General features: G+C 44.3%; 4 protein-coding genes and 1 pseudogene. All 5 read right to left on the bottom strand.

Features of this window, described 5'->3' with window-relative positions; genetic code table 11:
- Nucleotides 1-60: 60 nt before the first annotated feature.
- Nucleotides 61-717: pseudogene (locus tag ACTHRG_RS23455) on the bottom strand (ABC transporter substrate-binding protein); the annotation flags it as partial.
- Between the two features lie 106 nt (nt 718-823).
- On the bottom strand, nt 824-1,822 hold the full coding sequence (locus ACTHRG_RS23450) for a 3-oxoacyl-ACP synthase (RefSeq protein ID WP_076259689.1): 999 nt from the start codon (nt 1,820-1,822) through the stop codon (nt 824-826).
- The gene (locus tag ACTHRG_RS23445; protein ID WP_252218741.1) at nt 1,822-2,238 is read right to left on the bottom strand and encodes a MaoC family dehydratase; all 417 of its coding nucleotides are present in this window, start codon (nt 2,236-2,238) and stop codon (nt 1,822-1,824) included. Before ACTHRG_RS23445 ends, ACTHRG_RS23450 begins: the two co-directional genes overlap by 1 nt.
- A gap of 4 nt (nt 2,239-2,242) precedes the next feature.
- Entirely contained in the window at nt 2,243-3,724 is a 1,482-nt protein-coding gene (locus tag ACTHRG_RS23440) for an o-succinylbenzoate--CoA ligase (protein ID WP_252218743.1), read from the bottom strand.
- A 14-nt stretch (nt 3,725-3,738) separates the two neighbouring features.
- Nucleotides 3,739-4,341, bottom strand: a complete 603-nt coding sequence (locus ACTHRG_RS23435; RefSeq protein WP_048008510.1) for a TetR/AcrR family transcriptional regulator — start codon at nt 4,339-4,341, stop codon at nt 3,739-3,741.
- Nucleotides 4,342-4,539 lie beyond the last annotated feature (198 nt).

Genomic DNA, 4,539 nt, shown 5'->3' with positions numbered 1-4,539 from the left:
GAAGCTTCGCTAAAAAAATAAAAGGGTTTGGTTGAAAACACTTGCCATTGATTTTACACAATAACCAGGACTTGACTTGATGCTTTGAATATTCGCTGTGAAATCAGTGGAATTCGGGTCTGCAAACTGTTCATTCACAATAGTGGCTCCAAGCTTCTCCGCTCCTTCTTTAAAAGCAGCGATTCCTTCCCGTCCATACGCATTATCCTGTGCGAAGGTCGCGATTTTCACATCTTTTTCAGCGATTGCAGCTGCACCGGCAACGGCATCCTGAGATGAATTTCTTCCAGTCCTGAATATATACTTGTTCCAGTTCTGACCGGTTATGCTATCAGCAACCGCAGGCTCCACCACCATGATCTTTTCGTATTCTTCAGCAAGCGGCAAAACGGCCAGTGTGTCGCCACTGCTTGATGAACCCACTAAGAAATCTACTTCATCCTCTTCCAGAAGCTTGGTTGCTTTTCTTACGGCGACATCAGGTTTTGTTTCCGTATCTTCCACAATGAACTCGACCTTTTTGCCCGCTACTTCCTTGGATCCCTCGGTTGCATAATCGAGCCCCAGTTCAAATCCGGCAACCGTCTGCTTTCCGTACGTCTCGAGAGGACCGGTTAAGGAAGCTAAAACACCAATTTTAACCGTTTCTTCTTCTGAACTTGCTGTGTCTCCGGAACATCCGGAAGTAATGATAAGAGTGAGTGCAATTCCAAGCATTAATAGTGATTTAAAGCCGTTTAACTTGAATTTCATAGCCATTCCCCCTATTTTCATTTTCTTAGGCCATGTAAAATCTTGCTGCTTATCTATGAATCCTTCTAATTCATTTCCACTGCACAACCGTCGCAGCCCACGTATACCCAGTTCCCGCACTGACTGCAACCGCAATATCCCCGGGATTCAAAAGTCCCCGTTCCTGGGAAAAATGCAGCCCAATGCATGGGTCAAGTGAAGACATGTGGCCATGGTGATTTAAGTAAATTGCTTTTTCTTCCGGAAGTTCGAGTGATTGTAAGAGTTCTTTGAACATGGAACGTTTGGTGTGCAATGGCAATAGGAGTTTCATATCTTGAGGAGAATAACCGCTTCTATGGAGTGCTTCGCGAACTACATGATCAAAATTTGCAATCGATACAGGATCGAGTCTTTCTTTCATGGATTGCGGATCCTTCACATCAATATAATGAAGGTTTTTTTCAACTGTTTCGCGGCTGGCATAATGCTTAGACCCTCCAGCAGGCGTTCGGACATCATCATGGAAGGATCCGTCTGTCAGGATGGCACTTTCGAGTATTTCACTATGCGAGGAATCCCTTGTGATCAGTGCAGCCGTTCCGCCATCCGCAAAGTTGAACATGAAGCGCGAGCGCGGGTTCGCATAATCGATAATTTGTGATTCCTTGCATCCCCCAACCAGCAGGATATTTTGGATTGATTGATCTGAAGCAATCATGTCTTTTGCTACCTTCAAAGCAATCGGAAAGCAGGAGCTGACATTCATGATTTCAAACGCATAGGCATTTTTCGCCCCTAATTCATGCTGGATTTTCGGAGCACTGGACCAGACATAATAATCCTTATGAGGACTGCCAAAATAAATCACGACATCGATGGACAGCGGGTCAATCCCTTCGATCGCCTGCCTTCCCGCAGCAATGGCCAAGTCGGAGGCATGGAGGCTATCATCTGCAACATGCTTCTGTACCAAACCGAACTTTTCGATAATCACCTCTTCAGGTATGCCTGTCTTTACTGCGAGATCGGCTGCCGTTTCGATTCCAGGAGGGAAAAATACTCCTGTTGCTTTAATGCCAATTCCCATCAGATTACCCCTCCATCCTCAGGCACCATCATCTTGGCCGTGCCTGTCAAAACTTTTGTTCCATCCTGATTGAAGCACTCGGTCAGCAAAGTCAGTATTCGCCTTTTGCTGTCAATCTCCTGAACCGTTCCTTGTGCGGTAATTGTATCGCCTATAAAAACGGGCGCCTTGAACCGGATGGTCTGTTCAACATAAATGGATCCTTTTCCGGGCAGATGCACACCCAATAGCTGGGATAATAGACTGGATGTTAAGAGACCATGTGCTATGCGACTTTTAAATCTCGTTTTTTTGGCGTATTCCCCGTCTATGTGGACCGGGTTAAAATCTCCGCTAATTCCTGCAAACATTACAAAATCTGTTTCTGTAATGGTTTTGCTGCAGGATGCCTGCTGGCCGACACTATAACTGATCACCTTTTCACCTTCTTACTAAAAGTTGTGTTTTCTGTATTTTTCCCGTGGCATTTTTCGGGAGCTCGTTTAAAAATGTTACCTTCTTTGGAATCTTATATTTTGCAAGATTCCCGTGACAGTGTTGAACAACATCATCTTCAGTTAAAGCGCTTCCATTTACTTTTACAATGAACGCTTCTGGCACTTCACCCCAAAGTGGATTAGCATTTCCAACCACCGCAACCTCGGCTACATCTCTTAATTGACTGATCACTTGCTCCACTTCCAGCGGATAGATATTTTCCCCGCCGGAAATAATCATTTCTTTCTTTCGGCCTACAATGAACAGGAACCCTTCTTCATCTGATTTGGCTAAATCCCCCGTCAGGAGCCATCCATCTTTCAGTGCATCCTTAGTAGCATCTGGCCGGTTCCAATATTCCTTCATGATATTTGGCCCTCTCACTGCAAGCTCGCCAACTTCACCTTTTGCAGCAGCTTTGCCCTTTGAATCGATCAGCTTATATTCAGAAAATAACACAGGCTTTCCGATGGACCCTCTCTTCCGCGGTGCGTCTTCTTTTGTGAGCATAAATAAAGTAGGAGATGTCTCCGTCATTCCAAAGCCCTGTCCAAAGAGGAATCCTCTATCAAAATAGGCATCTATTAATTCACGCGGACATGGGGCTCCTCCATTATAGAACCAGCGGACCGTGCTTAAATCAGCCGTTTTGAATGATGGGCTTGTCAGCAGTACCTGATGAATGGTCGGAACTCCCATCACAATGGACACCTTATGTTTTTCAATCATCGCGAGCGCTTTTTCAGGCTCAAACTTTCCTGGGATCACAATGGTTCCGCCTGAAAATAAGGACGGAAAGGCAAACAGCCCGATTCCCCCTATATGAAACAGCGGAAGCAGCACGATACAGCGATCCTTTGACGTTAAATCAATCGCAAGCTTGTTATTCACGGCATTCCAGAACATATTGCTCTGTGTCAGTACGGCCCCTTTCGGTTTTCCGGTGGTCCCGGAGGTGTAGCAGATAATGTATGGAGCTTCCTCGTCAATTGGATTCTCATTAGTAATGCTCGTTTGGGTAACCTCGCATAAATCCTCCATAAACTCCATAGATTCTAATTCGCTTTGTTCAACAAGAGAAGACGCAAACTCTGCATTCTCTTTTTCGGCAAAAATCAGCTTTGAGCCGCTGTCGTTGAGCTGGAAAACCAGTTCCTTTGCACTTAGCCGAATATTGAGCGGGACGGCCACACATTCTGCCTTTGCAATGGCAAATAGAAGGACTATGTATTCAATCCGGTTGTTCGACAGAATGGCGATGCGTTCTCCTTTTCTTCCCTGCAGCTTTTCATTAATTTTCACAGCAGCTGAATCGATCATTTTATCCAGCTGCCTGTAGGATACCTTGTCGTTATCTGTTATGACTGCTGTCCTATCTGGATGTGTAAATGCCCATTTCTGAATCCAATAGGCAATGCCTTTCATCGAACTCCCCCTCTTTACTTTTTTAACCCCTGAAAGATAAGTGTCATCGCCGCATCAAATGCTTCTTCAGGAACTTCTTTCTTTTCCCAATACACCCATCTCATGCCGAGGAACTGTCCAATCGACATTAAGCAGTAAGCAACTGTCTCCTGGTCCAGGTCCTTAAACTCTCCCGCTTCGATCCCTTGAGACAGACTCTTTAAAAATCCGTTTGCCAGCTTCCCGTAATACCAGCGGAATAGCTCCTGGTCCACCACAACAGCCTGCTGGACAATGCTGTATAAATTCGGATGATTTTTGACCCAGCTGAAGAAAGCGAAGAAGCCATTTCGCTGTGCCTCCTCAAATGAAGAGCTTCCTGCCATACCTTCCTTAATTGCAATGCGCAAATCCCGGCTGTAGGTTCGAATCAGCTCATCATAGATATCTTTCTTTGAAGGAAAATAGTTATAGAATGTTCCCTGGGCCACTTTAGCTTCCTGTGAAATATTGACGATGGAAGTTTCAAAATACCCTTTCTGCCCAAACACCTCTTCAGCTGCTCTTAACAATTTTTCACGCGTTTCAATTCCTCTTGGAGTAAGTGCTTTTTCCTCACTAATATTTTTAACTGACACCTGAATCACCTCTCAACTTTATTATAAATAATATTCTTAAAATTACAACAATAAATTATATAAAATTACAGGCAAATATTTTATTCTATTAGAACGGAGTTAAAATAACCCCGTCCAGACTATGATATGCTCCCCTTTAGGTAGACAGATTAAAAAATAAAAATCTGGCTGCTTATGGGGGAGTATTTATTATGTCTA

Source organism: Cytobacillus sp. SAFR-174, assembly GCF_051964675.1.
Classification (GTDB): domain Bacteria; phylum Bacillota; class Bacilli; order Bacillales; family Cytobacillaceae; genus Cytobacillus.
The sequence above is the reverse complement of the archived record's forward strand: the minus strand, read 5'-3'. Positions and strand labels throughout refer to the sequence as shown.

Coding starts and splice junctions, on each gene's coding strand:
- ACTHRG_RS23440 (WP_252218743.1), bottom strand. CDS start 3,724: ATGAAAGGCATTGCCTATTGGATTCAGAAATGGGCATTTACACATCCA.
- ACTHRG_RS23450 (WP_076259689.1), bottom strand. CDS start 1,822: ATGGGAATTGGCATTAAAGCAACAGGAGTATTTTTCCCTCCTGGAATC.